Below are 18,740 nucleotides of genomic sequence, written 5' to 3' on the forward strand. Positions count from 1 at the left end.
CTCACGCCGCGCTGTATATAGGCCCCGACCCGGAATCCATTACTACATCCCGCACGGACATGCGCCAATTGCCTTCTGGCAGTTATGAAGACCGACTCCCCGGTGTGCGACATGTCACGGGTGCCGCGAGGGGGTATCGGCTCGGGGTGAAAGTGCCGTTCGCATCGGCGAGTCGGGATAGCAGACCGTGCAACCGGTCGGCAACGCCGGCGATGCGCCGCCAAACCTTATTGTGATGCAAATCACTAATTGCGGGATCGGACGAAAACGACATCGAAGGTGATCCCGGCATGCGGGCCGGTGGCGATGTTGTGCGGCACCGACGGCGGTATCCGGCCACGGGCATAGCGCAGCGTCAGGGCCAGATGCGCCCGATTCAGGATGGTGCCCAGCGCGATGCGCAACTCGTAGTCCGCCAGCGCCGCGCCCGGGCAGCGCCGGTGCCCGCCCCCGTACGGGGCGAATTCGAACGGACTGTAGCGGCGTTCGAGGAAGCGGTGCGGGGCGAACGCCGCCGGGACGGACCACACCTGCGGATCGGAATGCAGCAGCGGTGTGGCGACCCCCATCGTGTCTCCGGCCGCCAGTTCGACCCCGCACAGCGTGAACGGCCCGGTCAGCCGGCGCAGCACGATCGGCACCGGCGGATGCAGCCGCAGGGTTTCCTGGCTGACGGCATCCAGATACGGCAGCCGGACCAGCTCGTCCGGTGCGACGCCGGGACCGGCCGCGGTCAGCTCCGCCCGCAGCCGGTGCAGCGTTGCGGGGTGACGGTGCAGTCGATACAGCGCCCACACCAGGCTGGTGGCGGTGGTCTCGTGCCCCGCGACCAGCAGGGTGCGCAGCTGTTCCCGCAGTTCGTCGTCGGAGACGGTGGTGCCGTCGTCGTCGTCGTATCGGGCGGTCAGCAGCGCGCCGAGGATGTCCGTACCGGTCGTTCCGGTTGCGCGCCGATCCGTGATCTCCTCGGTGATCAATGCGTCGAGCCGCTCGCGGGCGGCGAGGAAACGGTCCCACGGCGCATACCCGAAAGCGCTGCGCCGCAACATCGGAACCAGCATGAGCGGTCCGCTGAAGGCATTCAGGAACTCCACCACCGCGGCGGAATAGGCCGATCTGCGATCGTGGTCGTCGATCCCGAACACCGCCTGCAGGATCACCCGCAGGGTGATCGCCCGCGCCGCGGCGCGGGCATCGACCTCCGCCCCGATCCGCCACGGCTGTCCCGTGCCGAGGCCATCCAGCTCTTCGTGCACCGCATCGCGAATTATCGTGCCGTAACGACGAATTCGATCCCGATGAAATGCGGGCACCAGCAACGACCGGTCACGCCGATGTCGCCCCGCCCGCGCCAGAATCAACGAGGACGAACCGACCAGCGGCTCAATGGGATTCGGCAGCGGTGGTTCCAGCAGCTCTACGGGCGCCCGAAACAGTTCCTTTGCGCCCGAACACGTTCCGGTGAACAATGCCGCTCCGAATGCGGGAAATCGCACGAAGAACGGATCACCCTCGCGCTGTCTTCGCCACCGGAAATACCGTTCGAAATTGATTCCGGCCCACAACGCATGGACCACCGCCGGCCGCGGCATCCGTGGCCCACCCGCCGTTCGCGTCCCCACCCTCATATGCGCAGATACGAATTACACAGCCGCGCGGTTCGAAATCCGCTCTGCTATCCCCGGTCGCGCAGGACCACCGAGCGGGCGTGGGCGCCCAGGCGGGCAAGGCGGCCGTCGCCGATGGTGTTGAGCCTGTTGCCGAGGCGATTGGTGACGAAGGCGACCGACATGCCCAGCTCGGGGTCGGCGAAGGCGCCGGAGCCGCCGACGCCGTAGTGGCCGAAGGCCCTTCGGGCGGGGCGGCGGGTGGCCAGCGGCGGACGGTGGTAGCCGAGAGTGAACGGGACCTGGACCCCGAGGACGTAATCGCGCCGCGGGGCGCGTTGCACCCGATTGATCACGGCGATCGTTTCCGGCCGCAGCAGTTGCACATCGTCGATCCGGCCGTCGTTGGCGAGGGCCCCGTACATGCGGGCCAGCGCGCGGGCCGAGAACACACCGTTGAAGCCGGGCATGACCGCGTCGTGCACGCGCGGATCGTTGATCAGCACATCGAACCCCAGCGGCATCCCGGCCTCGGCGACCCCGGCGAGCGCCCGGTTGCGGGCGATCACCGCCGAGGCGGTGTCCCAGCGCAGGATCGGCACCCGCAGGCGCGGGAAGGTGCGCGCGATGCGATGGCGCTCGGATTCCGGAACCCGGAACCAGAACTCCTCGGTCCGCAGCGGTTCGGCGATCTCGCGGCGCAGCACCTCGGTGAAGCCCTCGCCGGTCACCCGCTGCACGATCTCGGCGACCAACCAACCGAAGGTGACGGCGTGATAGCCGGAGGCCTGCAGCCGGCGCGGGTCCGGTTCGGCGTCGGCCAGGGCCGCCACCATGGCGTCGTAGTCGAGAATTCCGTCGGAGGTGGCGGCCAGGCCGCGCACCCGGTGCAGTCCGGACCGGTGGGCCAGCACCTCGCGGACGGTGATGGTGTCCTTGCCGTGCGCGGCGAATTCCGGCCAGTACCGCGCCACCGGCGCCTCGTAGTCGATCAGTCCCCGCTCGGCCAGCCGGTGCAGCACGGTCGCGGCGACACCCTTGCCGGTGGAGAAGCTCAGGGCCACCGTGTCCTCGCGCCACCGCCGGTCCGGCGCGGCCCATCCGGCCCACACGTCGACCACCGGCTCACCGTGCAGATACACCGCGAAGGCCCCGCCACCGCGAATGGGCCGATCGAACATCCGGAAGAAGCGGTGGACGACGGGCACGAAACGCGGATCGATCACCATCTGTCGTGTCGCGCCGGTCGGCGATTCGGACATGGTCTGTGATTCGGGAACATGCCTTGCCGCACTCATGTGCCGCACCTCCTGCCGCCGCTGCGCCGCGGCCCAGCTCTGCATATCGGCCCGCCCGGGTGTGCGCGGGCAGGGGTCCCGAAGATCAGGGTAACGCGGCGGGCGGGGTACGCCAGATCCCCACCGGGGTGGCCAGGCATGTGGCACCGGTGCGGGAATCCCACGCCAACGCCACCGTACCCAGGCAGGCGGCCGAGCGGTCGGCGGAAATCACCTGTGCCGCAGAGCCGCTCATCGCCACCGAGAGCCCGACGCGACCGGCACCCGCCGCGTCGTCGAGCGAGGTGAGGGCGACGGCGTTCGGCCCGAGGCCGATCGCGACCGGAACCCCGGTCGTGCCCTCGCTGGCACCGATACCCCCTGATGCACCGACACCCAACGCCATCGCCCCCGCGGTTGCCTTGGCGTAACCCACCCCGTCGAAGCCGACCGCCCGAGCATGGCCGGAATCGGCGACGGTGGCCCGGCAGGCGGTGGCACCGGCGACGATCGTGATATCCCCCCCGTCGTCGGAATCGCAATGCACACCGGTTGCCGAAGCCGTTGTCGTCGCCCCCACACAGGCACCTGCCGCGGCGGCCGAACACAGGATCGCGCTGAATACCTTCACCGTCTGCTCCCTTCGGGCCGGGCTCTTCTCACCATAACCGGATGAGTTGCCGCAAGATCGAATTCGGCTCCCGGCCACGTCGCCGACGGACCGGTCCGTGTCGAATCCGTGACCGGTGCCGGGTGGAGCCGTAGCGTGATGCGGGTGAGCACCATGGAGTTGCCTCGTCTGCGCTCGGCCACCGGGCGCTGGATCGTGCTGGCCACCGTGCTGGGCTCCTCGGTGGCGGCGCTGGATGCGACGGTGGTCAACATCGCGCTCCCGCGCATCGGCGAGTCGCTGCACACCGGGGTGGCCGGATTGCAGTGGACGCTCAGCGGCTACACCCTCACCCTGGCGTCGTTCATCCTGCTGGGCGGATCGCTCGGTGACCGGCTCGGCCGCCGCAAGGTATTCGTCTGGGGGACAATCGCTTTCGCGTTGGCCTCGGTGCTGTGCGGTGCCGCGGTGAATATCCAGATGCTGGTGCTGGCCCGGATCGTGCAGGGCGTGGCCGGTGCCATGCTCACCCCCGGCAGTCTCGCGTTGATCTCGGCCTCCATCGATGAGCGCGATCAGGGCGCGGCGATCGGCCTGTGGTCGGGTTTCGGCGGCATCGCCGGGGCGCTGGGGCCGTTCGTGGGCGGCTGGCTGATCGAGGTGGCCGGTTGGCGTTCCATCTTTCTGATCAATCTGCCGCTGGCGGCGGTCGTCGTGGCGGTAGCGATGCGTCATGTCCCGGAGAGCCGGGATCCGGATGCGCCGTCGCGGCTGGACGTGCCCGGCGCGGTGGTGGTGGCGCTGGGGTTGGGTGCGCTCACCTTCGGATTGATCGAGCAGTTGGCGCTGCCCGCGGTCGCGGGGCTGGTGCTGTTGGCGGCCTTCGTCGTGATCGAGGTGCGCAGCGATCATCCGCTGGTGCCGCCGGCGCTGTTCACCGGCTCGCGGGCGCCCACCGCGAGCCTCGATTCCGCGCCTGCCCAGCCGCGCGTCTTCACGGCGGCCAATCTGGTGACGCTGGCGGTGTACGCGGCCCTGGGCGGGGTGTTCTTCCTGCTGGTTCTGCAGTTGCAGCAGGTCGCGGGCTTCTCACCGCTGTCGTCGGGGGTGGCGACACTGCCGATCACCCTGCTCATGCTGGTGTTGTCGGCCCCGGCGGGCCGGTGGGCCCAGCAGCACGGGGCGCGACTGCCGATGACGATCGGGCCGCTGCTGGCCGCGGCCGGGGTGCTGTTGCTGCTGCGGATCGGGCCCGGCTCGACCGGCGTATCCGGATACCTGTTCGATGTGCTGCCCGGCGTGCTGGTGTTCGGGCTCGGATTGTCGGCCCTGGTCGCGCCGCTGACCGGGGCGGTGCTGGGGGCGGTGCCGTCCGGTGAGGCCGGAATCGCCTCGGGCGTCAACAATGCGGTGGCCCGCACCGCGCAGCTGCTGGCGGTGGCCGCGCTCCCCGGAATCGCCGGAATCTCCGGCTCGATCGGGGACGCCGCCGCGATCGATCACGGATTCACCGTGGCGATGGTGATCTGCGCGGGCCTGCTGGTCTTCGGCGCCGTGCTGGCGGGCGCCCTGCTGGCCGCGCCCAGGCAACCTCGCCGCCCGGTCACCCCGGAACGGCCCACCGTCGACTGCCTGCCGCAGTGTGGCGTGGCCGGCCCTGCGGTACAACCGAATCGGCCCGAACACACCGCGGGGCGGTAACTCCACCTGGAGTCACCGCCCCGCAAGCAGGGGTTGGCAAGATTAGATTGGGCGGAAGCCCGCTCCGACGTCACCGCGCGCGTTCACATCGTCCATGATCGCGGTCATATTGGTGCCGACCTCCGGGCCGAAGCACGCCACGGCCAGGTACGCGTTGACCATGCCGACCAGGGTCGTGCCGATCACCACGGGCGCGCCGGAATCGCCCTCGACCACGCACATCAGCGCCCAGGTCTCGTCGGTCTGGAAGACGTCACCGAAGGCGAGGCCGCAGGTGTTGCCGGTGGTGCGGCCCTCCTTGCAGATGATCATCGGGAACTGCGCGGGCGCGCCCAGGCCGGTGATCGTCACCCCGCCGACCCGGTTGACCGGAATGATGCGGCCCTCGTCGAACTGGATGACGGCGTAGTCCAGATCGTGGTTGGAGTAGACGAAGTGCCCGATCACCCCGGCGCCGCGGTTCTGTTCGGCCCAGACCTGGGCGCCGCCGTCGCCGCAGTGACCCGCAGTGAGACCGACCAACCGCCCGGCTCCGTCGCGGCCGACGGTGGTCACCGTGCATTCGAACTCGTTGTTGACGATGATGCCGGAGCCACCGCCGATGACCGCCGGTGCGGGATCGGCGTGCGCGACTCCCGCGCCCGTCGCGAGCAGCGCCGCGCCCAGAGCGACGGCGAAGGCGGCTCGAGCCGCCCTGGCGAGTTTTGTGAACATGTCCCTCCAGACGTCGGAAGTCGCACGATATCAAGCCATGTAGTTACTACATCCTGTCAGTATTCGGGCGCGGGCGCGTCCCGTAGCAGCGGGATGTTTGCTGGATCGATGCAGACGATCCAGACGTTACGGACCGGGGGTGTGGGCGTCCGATTTCCGGTGCGGATCGGCGCGTCGCGGGCGCGACACCGGGTGTTGCAGCGGCCCGATGGGCATCCGACTCGATAGGCTCGACGCAGCATTCCGGAGCGAGTCGCGAATTTCGATAAAACCGTTCCGTGAAATTCTCCGACTAGTGGAAGAAGTTGGGCAACAGTACAAAGAAGTGGAACTTGTTCCAGATTTTTGTCTCGATCTTTGTGGTTGTTACCAACTTCATGTCGCCGATCACAGCAGGTTGCAGAACGTGATCTGGGTCTATGACTGCAACCACACTTTGTGGTGTGTTTTTCCTAACTCCGTAGTAAGGTGCCTCAAGCAAACAGTCGTCGGGGCGGGCAACCGACGTCGAGAGGGGTTAGTCAGTGCAGTTCACCAACAGTCCACCCACGAGATCCCGAATGAGTGGGGCGGCCGACTGGACGAAGGCGTACTGGCAGGACCATCCCAAACGGTCACTCGAGACCTTCGGGCGTCAGGTCACGATGGGGATCGCGGCCGTCGCCGAACTGTTCGTCAGCATCGTCCGGCGCCGCTTCCCCTTCGGGGAGTTCGTCCGGCAGTGCGCCTTCATGGCCAGCGTCGCCGCCGCGCCCACGTTGCTGGTGGCCATCCCGATCGGCGTCATCGTTTCCATCCAGGTCGGTTCGATAGCCAGCCAGGTCGGTGCGACCTCGTTCATTGGCGCCGCCAACGGCCTGGCCGTGATCCAGCAGGGTGCCCCCGTGGTCACCTCGCTGATGATCGCCGGCGCGGTCGGCTCGGCCATCTGCGCCGACCTGGGCTCGCGCACCATCCGCGAGGAGATCGACGCCATGAAGGTGATGGGTGTCGATCCGTTGCGGCGCCTGGTGGCACCCCGGCTCGGCGCCGCCATGCTGGTATCGGTATTGCTCTGCGGCTTCGTGGTTTTCGTCGGCTTCCTGACCGGCTACGTTTTCAACGTGTTCGCCCAGAACGGCACTGCGGGCTCCTACGTCGGCACCTTCTCCTCGTTCGCCGTGGTCCCCGACTTGCTTGTGGCCCTGCTGAAATCGCTGATCTTCGGACTGCTCGCGGCGATCATCGCCTGCGATTCCGGACTGAACACCCGCGGCGGTCCGGGCGGCGTCGCGAACTCGGTGAACACCGCCGTCGTGCTGTCCGCGGTCATGCTGTTCGGTGTGAATCTGATCATCACGCAGATTTACAACACCCTGTTCCCTCCCCAGGTGGTCTGAGCCGGTGTCGTCAACCTATGTACCGCCGCTGCTGCGGCCGTTCCAGCGGATCCGGTCGTCCGCGTCAGCCCCGCGCGACTGGCTGGCGCGCATCGGCCACCAGGTGTTCTTCTTCCTGCGGTCGATCGGCTCGATGCCGTTGGCGTTCAAGCACTATCCGAAGGAAGTGTGGCGCCTGCTCTCGGATGTCACCTGGGGCAACGGCAATCTGATAGTTGGTGGCGGCACCATCGGGGTGGTGCTCATCCTCAGCGCATTCGGCGGCACGACGGTCGGCCTCCAGGGCTACAACTCGCTCAACCTGCTGGGACTGGGCCCGATCACCGGCGGCGTATCAGCCTTCGCCACTACGCGGGAGCTAGGTCCCATCTTCGCCACGGTCGCCTTCGCCGCGCAGGCCGGTTGCCGGTTCACCGCACAGCTGGGCGCCATGCGCATCTCCGAGGAGATCGACGCGCTCGAGGCACAGGCGATCCGCCCGCTGCCGTATCTCGTCAGCACCCGGATGATCGCGGCGATGATTGCGATCGTGCCCCTCTACTGCCTGGCGCTGTCGGTCGCCTACATCTCCTGCGCGCTGACCGTGCAGCTGATCGGCGGCACCGCGACCGGCACCTTCCAGCACTACTTCTATCAGTTCCTGGTCCCGACCGATGTGCTGTGGTCGCTGGGGAAAGCCATTGTGTTCGTGGCGATCACGACATTCATCCAGTGCTACTACGGGTTCTTCGCCTCCGGCGGCCCGGAGGGCGTGGGTATGGCGGCCGGGCGTGCCATCAAGCTGTGCATCATCGCGGTCGTGTTCGCCGATCTGTTCGTGACCTTGGCGGTGTGGGGTATTGATCCCGGCATCAGGATCTCCGGGTAGGGGGCGCGGCAATGATCATCGATCCGAGTGGACGCGGACCGACGATGCGGCAGCTGCTCGTCGCCGGAACCGCCGGGCTGGTGGTGTTCGTGCTCGTGCTGGTCTTCCTGATGGCCCGCTACCAAGGCGCGATCATGCATCCGAAGGTCGACGTCACCGCGAATATGACCACCACCGGTGACGGCCTGCCCGAGAAGGCCGACGTGAAGTTCCGCGGCGTGCTGGTCGGCACCGTCAAGGACGTGTCGGTGGCGGCCAAGGGTGAACTGCAGCAGGTGCACATCGAGATGAAGCCGGAGTACGTCGGTGACATCCCGGCCAATGTCACCGCGCGGGTGGTGCCGAGCAACCTGTTCGCGGTCACCTCGGTCGAACTGGTCTACAACGGGCCGGATTCCGCGGCGCTGCGCGCCGGTTCGACGATCGCGGAGGACCGCAGCGAGGGCACCATCGCGCTGCAGGACACGCTGACCACGGTCCGCAGCATCCTCAACAAGATCGACCCGGTGCAGCTGGGCCGGGTGCTGAGCACCCTGTCCTATGCCCTCGACGGCAGCGGCCGGGTGCCGGGCTCCACCGTGGAGCGGCTGGACAACTGGCTGACCCAGGTGCGCGCGGCGGTGCCGAACGTGGATCAGACCCTCGACGACTTCTCCGCCTCGTTCCATGCGCTGAACTCCTCGGCCCCGGATCTGATGCAGGTGCTGGCCGATTCGGTGAAGACCGCACAGACCATCTCCGATAAGCGTGCCGAACTGGCGGGGCTGCTCACCGGCACGGCCGGGACGGTGGACAAGGTCAATGCGCTGTTCGCCCGCAACCCGGATGTGGGTAAGGAGGTCACCAGCGGGACCAGCGCGATGTTCGGCGCGCTGTCGGACAACCCCGACGCGATCCCGCAGGCGATCGCCAACCTGAACAACTCGATTCGCGCGCTGAGCACCACCTTCCACTGGGGTCCGGGCAAGATCATGGTCTGGAACGCCGGGCTCACCCTCACCCCGTTCAAGCCGTACGACCGGTCCGACTGCCCGCGCTACGGCGATCTGCCCGCACCCAGCTGCGCCACCGCGCCGCTGGAGGCGACGCTCCCGCCGCTGCCGGATTCGATGAAGCCGCGCGCGTTGGATTCGGCCAAGGGACTGCCCCCGGCGATCCCGATGCCGGGCCTGCCCGCCGTCCCGGGCTTCACCGCCCCGGACACGCAGGCCGCGGCGCCGCAGGATCCGACCAAACCGCCCAACCCGCTGGCGGGAACCCCGCTGGAGGGCCTGTTCCCGATGCTCGGATTGCCCGTTCCGGGGCAGCCCGCCCCCGCGCCGGCCGCCCCGCCGCCCCCTCCCGGCAGCACTCCGGCGGCCAAGCCGATCGCCTACACCGGTGATGCCGCCATCACGGCGTTGCTCGGCCGCAACCCCACCACTGCCGAATACCTGCTGTTGCGCTCGATCCTGAGGGGTGGAACCTTGCAAGTCACCGAAAGCGGTGCAGGCCGATGAGCATTCGCAAACCGCTGATCGGGTTCAGCATCTTCGCCATCGTCTCGATCCTGGTCACCGTGGTGGTCTGGAATACCTTGGCGCGCACCGTCGGCGGCCCCACCAACACCTACAGCGCCACCTTCACCGATGTGCTCGGCCTGCGCGAGGGCGACGATGTCCGGATGGCCGGTGTCCGGGTCGGCAAGGTCGAGAAGATCGAGGTGCAGCGCACGCCCGAGACGAAGAGCCATGTCGCCAAGGTCACCTTCGTGGTGCAGCGCAACCAGACCCTCTACAACAACACCAAAGCCCTTGTCCGCTACCAGAACCTGATCGGTCAGCGGTACGTGGCGCTGGCCCCGGGGAACAAGGGCGACAACACGCCGCTGAAGAATCACGGCTCGATCCCGGTGGACCGAACCGAGCCGTCGTTCGATATCTCCGGTCTGCTCAACGGTTTCCAGCCGCTGTTCCAGGTGTTGCAGCCCGAGCAGGTCAACAACCTGTCCAACACCTTCATCCAGGCGTTGCAGGGTGACGGAGTCTCGTTGAGCGCGTTCATCACCCAGGCCGCGGCGGTGGCCGGTGACTTCCAGCGCCGCGACGCCATCCTGTCCGACGTGATCACCAACCTGTCGGCCGTGATGCAGGGACTGGCCAAACGAGGCGACGAATTGGAGACGCTGGTGACCCAGACCCGGGCACTGATCGGCGGACTGTACGACCAGGGTCAGTCGCTGCAGTCCTCGACGGTGCAGATCGCCACCGCCACCACCTCGCTGGTGGACATGATCAACCAGGTGCAACCCAAGATCAACGCGGCGCAAACCTCCACCCGTGACGCGCTGACCCTGCTGATCGCCAACGGCGCCAAGCTCGACCAGGCGGCCGTGGACGTGCCGGATCTGCTCTCGAATCTCGGCCGGATGACCTCCGAAGGCACCTACGCCAACGCCTACGTCTGCAGCTTGGACGTCTCGCTCTACGGTGTTCTGCTCCCGCGCGGTCTGGCGACCCAGATCGGCGGCAACTCCCACTCGGCGGTGTGCCGGCCATGATGACCACGATCAGGAAACGTTTCAACGCCAACCGCTACTTCTGGCTCGGCATCATCGGCGTGGTGGTGATCGTCGTGCTGTTGATCGCCTCCAGTAGCTACAAGAAGCTGGGCGTCGGAACCAGCGACATCAAGGCCGAATTCGCGCAGACCGCCGGTGTGAAGGTCGGCGACAAGGTCGACGTCGCCGGTGTGCAGGTCGGCCAGGTCTCGGGCGCCGAACTCGAGGGCGACCACGTGCTGCTCACGTTGCAGGTCAGCAACGATGTGAAACTCGGCCCGGACGCCAAGGCGTCGATCAAGATGGCGACGCTGCTCGGTGCCCGCTACGTCGACCTGGAACCGGGCGACGGATCGGGTCTGAAGGGCAACCGTATTCCCAAGAACAACACGGCCGTTCCGTACAACCTGGCCGATGTGGTGCAGATCGGCACGCCGAAGTTCGAGGCCCTCGACACCAAGAAGCTGACCGAATCGCTCGAGGTGCTCGGCGATCAGATCAACGGCTCGCCACAGCTCACCGCGCAGGCGCTCGACAGCGTCGGCGCACTGGCCAAGACCATCAACGACCGCCGCGATCAGGTCGATTCGCTGCTGAAGGACCTGGACCGGGTCACCAAGATCCTCGGCGACAACCGCAACAGCGTGCTGCTGGTGATCACCCAGGGCGAGGCCATCGCCAACCGGGTCATGGAGCGGCAGGCGCTGCTGCGCCAGCTGCTCGACAATGTGGCGGCGCTGACCCAGAAGCTGCAGGAGATCGGTGCGGAGAACGACAACCAGTTCGGCCCCACCATCGAGCAGCTCAACACCATCTCCGAGGGTTTGCAGAAGAACAGGGACAATCTGGAGCGGTTGCTGCAGATCATGCCGGTGTCGTTGCGCTACTTCAACAATGCCCTCGGCAACGGCCCGTACGGTGAGGTCGGTCTGCCGTGGCTGTTCCCGGACAACTGGTTGTGCTTTGCCCGCGTCGTCGAGGGGTGCCAGGGATGAGGCCAGGGATGAAACTGATTCGTGCCGTCGAGGCGTTCGTGATCGGTGCCGCCGCGCTCGCCGTGGGCAGCTGCTCGATCATGCCGACCGAGGTGCAGGACGCCGTGGGCACCACCACGCACATCACCGCCGACTTCCGCAATATCGCGGGCATGTTCGAGGGCAACCCGATCACTGTGCTGGGCCTCGAGGTCGGCAAGGTGGACAAGATCGTGCCCAAGGGTCAGTTCGCCGAGGTCCACATGGTCATCAACGGCGATGTGAAGATTCCGAAAGATGTGACGGCGGCGCTGATTTCGCCGTCGATCGTCACCGACCGCCACATCGAGCTGACGCCGCGATACACCGGCGGCCCCACCCTGCCCGACAAGTCGCATCTGACCGTCGAGCAGACCCGCACGCCGGTCGAACTGGACACGATGATCAAGACCATCGATCAGTTCGCCGCCGCCCTGAAGCCCGCGCCGGGCAACAATGTCGGGCCGCTGTCGGGCACGCTGCTCTACGACATGGTCAACGGCCAGGGTGAGAAGATCCGCGACACCCTGAATGCGCTGTCCGGCGCGCTGAAGGTCGGCGTGGACAACAAGGACGCGGTGTCGACCATCATCGTGAAGCTCAACGAGCTGACCACCATGCTGTCCGAGAACGACCAGTCGGTGCGCGATTTCAGCAATCGGACCACCCAGCTGTCGCAGCTGCTGGCCGAACAGGCGCCCGGCCTGCAGGCCACCCTGGACCAGCTCAACGGCTTCCTGGCCAACACCAGCGGTGCATTCGGGCAGTATCAGGATCAGCTGGCCACCAGCCTCACCGGCCTGACCGCGGTCACCGATCAGCTGCGTCGCAACGCCGCCGGCGTCACCGAGGTCGTCGATGTGGCCCCGCTGTTCCTGCAGAACCTGGACCGCTCGGTCAACCGGCAGCACGGGTACATCCGGCTGCACGCGGTCGTGGGCACGGCACTGTCCGGTGAGATCGTGAGCCTGTTCTGCGAACGCATCCAGATGAGGTCGGACGGCTGCCGGACCGGCAGGATCGAAGATTTCGGACCCGATCTCGGGTTGACTGCGGCACTGTTGGGATTGACCAAATGACGGGATCGACTGCACGAGCGCGGTTTTCGGTGCGCACGCGGCGGGCGCTGGTGGCGCTGGCGGCCTCGGTCGGGGTGGCCACGGCGGCGTCGGGCTGCGGCCTGACCGTGGAGAAGCTGCCGCTGCCCAAGCCGGGCGTGACCGGTGACACCTACACCGTGCACGCGGTCTTCGCCAATGCGCTGAACCTGCCCGATCAGGCAAAGGTCAAGATCGGTGGTTCGGACGTCGGGGTGGTCACCCACATCGAAACCAAGAATTTCCAGGCCATCGTGGATCTGACCATCCGCAAGGACATCGAACTGCCGGAGGGGTCCACCGCGGAACTGCGCCAGGCCACCCCGCTCGGTGACGTTTTCGTCGCGGTGTCCAAACCGAAGACCGAACCGGGCACGCAGCTGTTGAAGAGCGGTGACACCATCGGCATCGATAAGACCTCGGCCGGCGCCACGGTCGAGGAGCTGCTGCTGTCGATCTCCATGCTGTTCAACGGCGGCGGCGTCGCGGCCCTGGGCAAGTTGACCTCGGAGCTGGATTCGGTGGTGGGCGGCCGTCCCGACCAGCTGGCCAACCTGATCCGCCAGATGACCAGCGTGACCACCACCCTGCACAGCAACAGCGAGCGAATCGACAGCACGCTCAACGGGTTCAGCGCGCTGGCCCACACCATCGAGGCGCGGCACAACGAACTGGGCCAGGTGGCCGACACGCTGCCGGGCATGATCGGCACCATTTCCGAGAACAATAAGCAGATCGGCGATCTGCTGACCAAGGTGTCGACCACCAGTGCCGCCCTCGGCGACTACTCCACCACCACCGGCTCGCAGCTGGCCGACCTGCTCGACAACGTGCACAAGCTGATGGACGCGCTGTCGCGCACCGAGAACGATCTCGGCCCCCTGCTGGACGCGTTCCACGAGATCCGGCCGAAGATCGATAACACGTTCAAGGGCAACTCCCTGGCCAATGCGCTCATCGTCACTTCGCTCAACTCGAGCCTGCTCAGCGATCCCCCGCAGGGCAAATTCTTCGACCTGCGCGATCTGCACGACATGCAGGGCAGCCTGATCCAAGTGCTGCAGATCGTGTACGCCCGGGTGACGGGAGGCCACCGGTGAGCTGGCTGACGCGGCACAAGCTGCTGCTGTCGAATCTGGGCCTGGTGCTCGCGCTGGTCCTCGGCGCGACCTACCTCGCGATCACCGTGATGCGGATCAATCCGCTGCGCGAGTCCTATACCGTCACTGTGAATCTCGATCGTTCCGGCGGTCTGCAGCCGGGCAACGACGTGACCCTGCGCGGCTATCGGGTGGGCAAGGTGAACTCGATCAGGCTGGCCGATCGGGGCGCCTCGATCGCGGCCGAGGCCGAAATCGACAGCCGCTACCGGATTCCCGTCGACACCACCGTCGCCGTGCAGGCGCTGTCCGGTGCGGGCGAGCAGTACATCGACTTCCGTCCGCTGACCGACAGCGGTCCGTATCTGGCCGACGGTGCGGTGATCACCTTCGATCCGCAGAAGGTGCGCACGCCCACTCCGGTGTGGTCGGTGCTGGACAATTCCAGCGCGTTCTTCGCCCAGATCGATCCGGATCGGTTCAATGTCATCCTGACCGAGTTGGACACCGCGCTCAGCGGTGGGCCGGATCAGTTGCGGGACATGATCAATGCGCTGAGTCTGGTGACCGCAGGCCTGGACAACCTGTTGCCGCAGACCGCCAACCTGCTGGCGAATCTGCGGACGATCGCCTCGACCACCTCCAACGCGCAGCCGGATCTGGGCACCTTGACCCAGAATTCGGGATCGTTGTTGACCCAGTTCAACAATGCCAACGAGGAGTTGAAGCGGGTGCTCGACAAGGCGCCGGGCCAGATGGAACAGTTGGGTGCGGTGCTGGACAAGACCGCCGACCCGATCACCAGCCTGGCCGCCAATTTCGCGGCCATGACCAGGGCGGCGCAGCTGCGCCAGCCCGCGCTGCGTGCGCTGTTCCCGGCCCTGGTGGTGGGCAGTTCGGCGGCCGGTGTGCCGGCACACGACAACGAGTTCCACACTCTTGCCGACATCTGGCCGCGTCCGTTCTGCCAGTACGCCTCCAAGCCTGTCGCGCCCTACGTGGTCCAGGACGGTACGTTGCCGAGGTGGAACTACTGCATCAACCCGCCTCCGGACCAGCAGATCCGCGGTTCGGCGAATGCGCCTCGGCCCGATGTGCCCAATAATGGCGCCCAAATGCCGGCAGGGGTCGATCCGAACGAACGAACCCTGCCCCCGGTGCGGTGAGAACGTGCCCGTCCGGTGGAAACACCATCGGAACGGGCATACTCGCCGAGAGAACCCGTCCGATCCGGGATGCCCCGGACCTATCCGGCTACACGGTGTGCCTCGCGGCGCGCCGGGAAGGTGACAGATCGCTTCATGTCCGATGACGACGCTGCCAAGGACAATCCGAATACCGACGCCGCGGCGACCGCGAAAGGCGATCGGCCGCAAGACAGCACCGCCGCGGACGTGACGGCCAAATTCGACTCCGAGCAGCCCACGGCGGATGCAGACAAGGCGGATGCAGCCAAGACCGAGGCGGTAAAGCCTGCCGACGAGACGGTGAAGCTCGAGACTGCCTCTCCGACGCAGACGGCTCCGCCGATCGCCGAGACGAACAGTGCCGAGCGGCCTTCCAAGGGTGGCTCGGGGACGCCCTGGGTGCCGATCGCGGCCGCGTTCGTCGCCGGGGTGCTGCTGGTCGCGGCGGTGACCGCGATCGTGGTGTTCTGGAAACAGGCCGACGATCGCGGGAACGAGCTCGATGCCCGGGATTCGGCGACCCGTGCTGCCTGCGATTTCGGCAGGGCCGTCGGCACTTACGACTCGAAGAATCTCGACCCCTACTTCAAGCAGGTCAACGACCTGTCTACCGGTGAGTGGGGCCAGTTCTTCAAGGACGCCACCGACACGCTCAAGCAGGCCATGACCAGCGTGCAGGCCCGTTCCAAGCTCGACGAGATCCACTGTGCGTGGGAGTCGGGCAACGAGAACGAGGCCAATGTGGTGGTGATCCTCACCCAGGAGCAGACCAATGCCGCGGTACCGCAGCCGGACAAGCTGACCCTCCCGGGTGTCGTCCACCTGGAGAAGAAGGACGGCAAGTGGCTGGTGTCGAAGTTCGACTCCCCGGTCTCCAAGGGCGGCCCGGCCGGACCGATCCCCGGCGGCGAGGGCCAGCAGCCGGCCCCGGGCACCAACCCCCAGTCCGGCCAGCCCGAGCCCAGCGCCCCCGCCCCGCCCGGCACCACCCAGCCCGGCCGCTGAGGTGCTCCCGGCGAAGAACACGCCGGGAATGATGAGGTGGGCACACAGCCCAGGAGCAGCGAGTTGGGCAGCCCGGCCGGGGACAACAAGTTGGGTGCGCAGGCCGGGAACAACGAGTTGGGCAGCCCGGCCGGGAACGACGAGGTGGGTATGCAGGCCGGGAGCGACGAGTAGGTCGTTCCCGGCCTCAGAACAGCGTGAGGGTGTCGGACGTGTCGGGCTTCGCGCGGACTGTCTTGGGCTTTGCCGTGGCCTCTTTCGCTACGGGTGTCACGACTTCGAGGACCGGTGCTGCGGTGTCGACAGTCGGTAGGGGTGGCAGGTCGGCGGTTCCGGTGGGGAGTGGGTCCGCGTCCGCCGCGGCGGCGCGGGCGGCCTCACCCGCCAGTTTGTCGGCCTGTTCGTTGAAGTAGTTGCCGACGTGGCCGCGCACCCAGCGGAACCGGACAGGGCCGGGCCGGGTGGCGATGGCGTGATCGATGTGCTGGACGAGTTCGACGTTCTTCACCGGGCTGCCGGTGGAGGTGCGCCAGCCGTTGAGCCGCCAGCCGGACAGCCATTCCGAGGCGCATTTGATCGCATAGAGCGAATCGCTCTCGATGAGCAGCGGTTCCTGATCCGGATGCGCGACGATCGCCTCGAGCACCGCACGCAGCTCGGCGATCTGGTTGGTGCCCACCGCGGCTCCCCCACTTGCCGAGGTGCCCTGATGATTCACCCACGCCCACCCGATGGCGCCGCCGGGATTTCGAAGGCAGGATCCGTCGGTGCTCACGATGATCATGGTCGCCTACCCTACGCAATCCGGCCGACAAGGTCGGTGCCGTGAAAATCCTCGATCTCTCTGCGCAATTGCGATTCGCTGCGCCGCACCACGGAGGTGACCGCCGCGTCGATCACCGTGCCGCCCATCCGGCCCAGCCATCCGCGCGGCGGGCGGAAATCGACCTCGGCGGTCAGCACCGACCGCGCGTAGCCCAGCGGATCGAAGCGCAGCGTGAGGATGCCGAGCGTGGCGGGCGGCGGCTCGGAATGCGCAGGCGCCACCTTCCCCGGCCGGCGCCTGCGCAGCGTGTATCCGATGACCGCATTGCGGCGGTACTCGGTGATCTCACACTCGACCGTGGTGTGCCACAACCCGAGCCGGACGCTGGCGGCATATACCGCACCCGGCCCGTGGTCGGCGTCGCCGACCGGGTCGAATGCTGTGATGCCGACCATCCAGTCCGGCACGAACAGGTGGTTGTCCGTGTACGTGAACGCGATCTCCACCGGAGCCCCGACGTCGCTCGCGTACCTGATGTGGCCCATAGGCTTACTCCCTGTTCCACGGCTCCGACAAAAGTACTACAGAAATCCTCTTTATTGAACGGTTTACCTGCGAATAACTCGAGGACTTCGGCGCGTTGTGCGCATACCGGACGAACAGGGCAAATGGGTCAGTCGTCCAATTGGGCGACGATATGCTCGGCGATCGGCAGTGCGGAGGTGGCCGCCGGGGAGGGTGCGTTGAGAACGTGAATCGAGCGGTCGGTGCGCTCGATCAGGAAGTCGTGCGCCAGCGTTCCATCGGGCAGCACCGCCTGCGCGCGGATGCCCGCCTCGCGCGGCAACAGGTCGGCAAGCGTCAAATCCGGGCAGTACTTGCGGCATTCGGCCAGATATCCGCGCTTGAACAACGAATTGCGCAGCTCGCGCAGGCCGGTGCGGACATTGGCCGCGGCAACGCGGTGAAAACCGCGGTAACCCAACACCTCTCGGGCATCCCGCAGATCGACACTGCCCTTGCGGTAGCCCTCCCGCGCCAGTCCCAGCACCGCATTGGGCCCGACGGTGAGCTCCCCGTCGATGGTGGGGCTCAGGTGCACGCCCAGAAACGGAAGTTCCGGATCCGGAATGGGATAGATGAGCGTGGACACCAACCCTTTGCGCGCGGGCGGCAACTGGTAGTACTCACCCCGAAAGGGGACGATACGCAGCCCGACTCGCAGCCCCGCCAACCGCGCAACCCGATCGGCCTGCAACCCCGCGCACGCGACGAGTCGTCGTGCCCTCCACGACCCCGTGGGACCGGAGACCGTGACCGCATCGGAGGCCTCGTCGACGGCGGCGACGGGCGCGCCGAGCACGATCTCACCCCCGCCCGCGCGCACCAGGTCGGCCAGGGCCTCGGTGATGCGGGTGTAGTCGACGATGCCGGTGTCGGGAACGAACAGCGCACCCACACCGGTGACATTCGATTCGCGGCGGGCCAGTTCGGCGGCGTCGAGCAATTCGACATCGACACCGTTGGTGACCGACCGTTCGTGCAGCGCCAGCATGCGCTCGTACTCCGCGGCATCCGTGGCCACCAGCAGCTTTCCGCACACCTCGTACGGAATGCCGTGCGCCGCGGCGAATTCCTTGGTCCACCGGGCGCCCCGGCGGCACATCCGCGCCTTGAGGCTGCCCGGGGCATAGTAGATCCCGGAGTGGATCACGCCGCTGTTGTGCCCGGTCTGATGTACGGCCAACCGCTCGGCCTTCTCCAGCAGCACCAGGCTCGCCCCGGGCCGGGTCTGCAGGATCCGGTGCGCGGTGGCCACACCCACGATGCCGCCGCCGATCACGCAGTAGTCGTACACGCCTGGCAGTCTCACACAC

The 18,740-nt window shown here is 67.0% G+C and carries 17 protein-coding genes; 10 read left to right on the top strand and 7 right to left on the bottom strand.

All coding sequences use genetic code 11. The features are described from left to right. Positions 1 to 245 precede the first annotated feature (245 nt). From IU452_RS09810 to IU452_RS09820, 3 genes are all read right to left on the bottom strand, one after another. Positions 246 to 1,592, bottom strand: a complete 1,347-nt coding sequence (locus IU452_RS09810; protein ID WP_228817096.1) for a cytochrome P450 — start codon at positions 1,590 to 1,592, stop codon at positions 246 to 248. 83 nt (positions 1,593 to 1,675) lie between these two features. Further along, complete coding sequence (locus IU452_RS09815) at positions 1,676 to 2,905, bottom strand: serine hydrolase domain-containing protein (RefSeq protein WP_416382295.1); 1,230 nt, start codon at positions 2,903 to 2,905, stop codon at positions 1,676 to 1,678. Positions 2,906 to 2,990: 85 nt separating this feature from the next. After that, positions 2,991 to 3,515 (bottom strand): DUF6764 family protein, encoded by a 525-nt coding sequence (locus IU452_RS09820; protein WP_195108637.1) that lies wholly within the window; start codon positions 3,513 to 3,515, stop codon positions 2,991 to 2,993. Between the two features lie 138 nt (positions 3,516 to 3,653). Here IU452_RS09820 and IU452_RS09825 point away from each other — a divergent pair, with 138 nt between their 5' ends. Further along, positions 3,654 to 5,195, top strand: a complete 1,542-nt coding sequence (locus IU452_RS09825; protein WP_416382305.1) for an MFS transporter — start codon at positions 3,654 to 3,656, stop codon at positions 5,193 to 5,195. Between the two features lie 42 nt (positions 5,196 to 5,237). Here the strand turns inward: IU452_RS09825 and IU452_RS09830 are convergent, their stop codons facing one another. Beyond that, positions 5,238 to 5,909, bottom strand: coding sequence for a S1 family peptidase (locus IU452_RS09830; RefSeq protein ID WP_195108638.1), 672 nt, complete (start codon positions 5,907 to 5,909; stop codon positions 5,238 to 5,240). Positions 5,910 to 6,469: 560 nt separating this feature from the next. On the opposite strand from IU452_RS09830, the gene IU452_RS09835 reads away from it, so the two are divergent. From IU452_RS09835 to IU452_RS09875, 9 genes are all read left to right on the top strand, one after another. After that, positions 6,470 to 7,288, top strand: coding sequence for an MlaE family ABC transporter permease (locus IU452_RS09835; RefSeq protein WP_195108639.1), 819 nt, complete (start codon positions 6,470 to 6,472; stop codon positions 7,286 to 7,288). A 4-nt stretch (positions 7,289 to 7,292) separates the two neighbouring features. Further along, a complete protein-coding gene (locus IU452_RS09840) occupies positions 7,293 to 8,156 on the top strand; it encodes an ABC transporter permease (protein WP_195108640.1) in 864 nt (287 codons plus the stop codon). 11 nt (positions 8,157 to 8,167) lie between these two features. Then, positions 8,168 to 9,655 (top strand): MlaD family protein, encoded by a 1,488-nt coding sequence (locus tag IU452_RS09845; protein WP_195108641.1) that lies wholly within the window; start codon positions 8,168 to 8,170, stop codon positions 9,653 to 9,655. Continuing rightward, the gene (locus IU452_RS09850) at positions 9,652 to 10,695 is read left to right on the top strand and encodes an MCE family protein (RefSeq protein WP_195108642.1); all 1,044 of its coding nucleotides are present in this window, start codon (positions 9,652 to 9,654) and stop codon (positions 10,693 to 10,695) included. Before IU452_RS09845 ends, IU452_RS09850 begins: the two co-directional genes overlap by 4 nt. Beyond that, positions 10,695 to 11,690: an MCE family protein gene (locus IU452_RS09855; protein ID WP_195108643.1), complete on the top strand. Its 996-nt coding sequence runs from the start codon at positions 10,695 to 10,697 to the stop codon at positions 11,688 to 11,690. Before IU452_RS09850 ends, IU452_RS09855 begins: the two co-directional genes overlap by 1 nt. Positions 11,691 to 11,698: 8 nt before the next feature. Continuing rightward, the gene (locus tag IU452_RS09860) at positions 11,699 to 12,787 is read left to right on the top strand and encodes an MCE family protein (protein WP_228817099.1); all 1,089 of its coding nucleotides are present in this window, start codon (positions 11,699 to 11,701) and stop codon (positions 12,785 to 12,787) included. Further along, positions 12,784 to 13,905 carry an MCE family protein gene (locus IU452_RS09865; protein WP_195108645.1) on the top strand — a complete coding sequence of 374 codons (1,122 nt, stop codon included), beginning with the start codon at positions 12,784 to 12,786 and terminating at the stop codon, positions 13,903 to 13,905. Before IU452_RS09860 ends, IU452_RS09865 begins: the two co-directional genes overlap by 4 nt. After that, positions 13,902 to 15,071 (top strand): MlaD family protein, encoded by a 1,170-nt coding sequence (locus tag IU452_RS09870; RefSeq protein ID WP_195108646.1) that lies wholly within the window; start codon positions 13,902 to 13,904, stop codon positions 15,069 to 15,071. Before IU452_RS09865 ends, IU452_RS09870 begins: the two co-directional genes overlap by 4 nt. 135 nt (positions 15,072 to 15,206) lie before the next feature. After that, complete coding sequence (locus IU452_RS09875; RefSeq protein WP_195108647.1) at positions 15,207 to 16,097, top strand: hypothetical protein; 891 nt, start codon at positions 15,207 to 15,209, stop codon at positions 16,095 to 16,097. 187 nt (positions 16,098 to 16,284) lie between these two features. Here the strand turns inward: IU452_RS09875 and IU452_RS09880 are convergent, their stop codons facing one another. From IU452_RS09880 to lhgO, 3 genes are all read right to left on the bottom strand, one after another. Beyond that, entirely contained in the window at positions 16,285 to 16,881 is a 597-nt protein-coding gene (locus tag IU452_RS09880) for a ribonuclease H family protein (RefSeq protein ID WP_195108648.1), read from the bottom strand. 11 nt (positions 16,882 to 16,892) lie between these two features. Further along, positions 16,893 to 17,408, bottom strand: coding sequence for an SRPBCC family protein (locus IU452_RS09885; protein WP_195108649.1), 516 nt, complete (start codon positions 17,406 to 17,408; stop codon positions 16,893 to 16,895). Positions 17,409 to 17,536: 128 nt separating this feature from the next. Further along, positions 17,537 to 18,721 (bottom strand): L-2-hydroxyglutarate oxidase, encoded by a 1,185-nt coding sequence (lhgO, locus tag IU452_RS09890; RefSeq protein WP_416382296.1) that lies wholly within the window; start codon positions 18,719 to 18,721, stop codon positions 17,537 to 17,539. Positions 18,722 to 18,740: the final 19 nt, after the last annotated feature.

The organism is Nocardia transvalensis (assembly GCF_015477765.1).
GTDB lineage: Bacteria > Actinomycetota > Actinomycetes > Mycobacteriales > Mycobacteriaceae > Nocardia > Nocardia transvalensis_A.

Excerpts from the sequence above, each read along its gene's own strand:
- IU452_RS09810 (WP_228817096.1), bottom strand. The coding sequence starts at position 1,592 with ATGCCGCGGCCGGCGGTGGTCCATGCGTTGTGGGCCGGAATCAATTTC.
- IU452_RS09815 (WP_416382295.1), bottom strand. The coding sequence starts at position 2,905 with ATGAGTGCGGCAAGGCATGTTCCCGAATCACAGACCATGTCCGAATCG.
- IU452_RS09825 (WP_416382305.1), top strand. The coding sequence starts at position 3,654 with ATGCGGGTGAGCACCATGGAGTTGCCTCGTCTGCGCTCGGCCACCGGG.
- IU452_RS09830 (WP_195108638.1), bottom strand. The coding sequence starts at position 5,909 with ATGTTCACAAAACTCGCCAGGGCGGCTCGAGCCGCCTTCGCCGTCGCT.
- IU452_RS09835 (WP_195108639.1), top strand. The coding sequence starts at position 6,470 with ATGAGTGGGGCGGCCGACTGGACGAAGGCGTACTGGCAGGACCATCCC.
- IU452_RS09845 (WP_195108641.1), top strand. The coding sequence starts at position 8,168 with ATGATCATCGATCCGAGTGGACGCGGACCGACGATGCGGCAGCTGCTC.
- IU452_RS09850 (WP_195108642.1), top strand. The coding sequence starts at position 9,652 with ATGAGCATTCGCAAACCGCTGATCGGGTTCAGCATCTTCGCCATCGTC.
- IU452_RS09855 (WP_195108643.1), top strand. The coding sequence starts at position 10,695 with ATGACCACGATCAGGAAACGTTTCAACGCCAACCGCTACTTCTGGCTC.
- IU452_RS09860 (WP_228817099.1), top strand. The coding sequence starts at position 11,699 with ATGAAACTGATTCGTGCCGTCGAGGCGTTCGTGATCGGTGCCGCCGCG.
- IU452_RS09865 (WP_195108645.1), top strand. The coding sequence starts at position 12,784 with ATGACGGGATCGACTGCACGAGCGCGGTTTTCGGTGCGCACGCGGCGG.
- IU452_RS09875 (WP_195108647.1), top strand. The coding sequence starts at position 15,207 with ATGTCCGATGACGACGCTGCCAAGGACAATCCGAATACCGACGCCGCG.
- IU452_RS09880 (WP_195108648.1), bottom strand. The coding sequence starts at position 16,881 with ATGATCATCGTGAGCACCGACGGATCCTGCCTTCGAAATCCCGGCGGC.
- IU452_RS09885 (WP_195108649.1), bottom strand. The coding sequence starts at position 17,408 with ATGGGCCACATCAGGTACGCGAGCGACGTCGGGGCTCCGGTGGAGATC.